This is a genomic window from Streptomyces chilikensis, from assembly GCF_001642695.1.
In the GTDB taxonomy this organism is placed as follows: domain Bacteria; phylum Actinomycetota; class Actinomycetes; order Streptomycetales; family Streptomycetaceae; genus Streptomyces; species Streptomyces chilikensis.
The window spans coordinates 1-915 of record NZ_LWCC02000059.1 but is presented as its reverse complement, the minus strand read 5'-3'; the positions used below and the strand labels follow the sequence as shown (position 1 = coordinate 915).

General features: G+C 78.9%; 1 protein-coding gene. It reads right to left on the bottom strand.

Annotation, left to right across the window (positions count from 1 at the left end):
* Positions 1-53: 53 nt before the first annotated feature.
* Positions 54-915, bottom strand: an 862-nt coding sequence (locus A2U95_RS22270; RefSeq protein ID WP_166026032.1) for an ATP-binding domain-containing protein, incomplete at its 5' end; no start/stop codon positions are given.

The following is a 915-nucleotide window of genomic DNA, read 5'->3' as shown; positions in this document are numbered from 1 at the left end:
CGGACCTGGTGGCGGGCGCGGGCGGCGGGCCGGGTGGTCCGGCCCGCCGCCCGTCAGCCCCGGGCGGCTGCGCGGAGGAGGGCGGGGAGCCGGGTGGTGCGGGGCGCGGGGAGGACGGAGGCGACCGCTTCGGCGAGGGCCGGGCCGACGCCCTGGACCACCGAGAGGTGACGCTCGGCCCGGCCGAAGGCGGTGTAGACCCAGGAGCGGGTCAGCGCGGCCCCCGCGTCGCCCGGCAGCACCGCGACCACGGCCGGCCACCGCTGCCCCACCGCCTGGTGGGCCGTCACCGCCCAGCCGTGCCGCAGCGTCCGCTCGACGTCGTCCGGCGCGACGGCCACCGCGGCGCCGCCGAGGTCGAGGTGAAGCCCCTCCGCGTCCCCCGTGACGACGCGTCCCAGGACCGTGCGCCCCGGCTGGGGGGAGTAGGCCACCCGGTCCCCGGGGTCGAAGCCCCCGAACCGTCCGGGCCCGGGGTTGAACCGCTCCTTGAGCGCGGCGTTCAGCACCCGCGTGCCGACCGCGCCTCCGTGGCCCGGCGTGATCACCTGGGTCTGCTCGGACGGGATCCCGATCGCCCGCGGCACCGAGTCCGCGATCAGCTGCACCGTCCGGTGCACCGCCTCGCGCGGGTCGCGGACCGGGACGACGGCGACCTCGTGACCGGGCGAGTCGACGGAGACCAGCTCGCCGACGCCGACGGCGGAGACCAGTTCCCCGACCGGTCCGGGGTCGGGCGTCCGGGAGGCGATCTGGGGGCAGATCCTGGCGGCCAGCAGGTCGGCGAAGACGCGCCCCGCGCCCGCCGACCACAGCACGCCGGGGTCGCCGCCGAGGACCAGCCGGGCCCCGTCGGGCAGCGACTCCACGACCATGGCGGCCTGCTCCACGCCCAGCTGCGGGGCGTCCAGCACG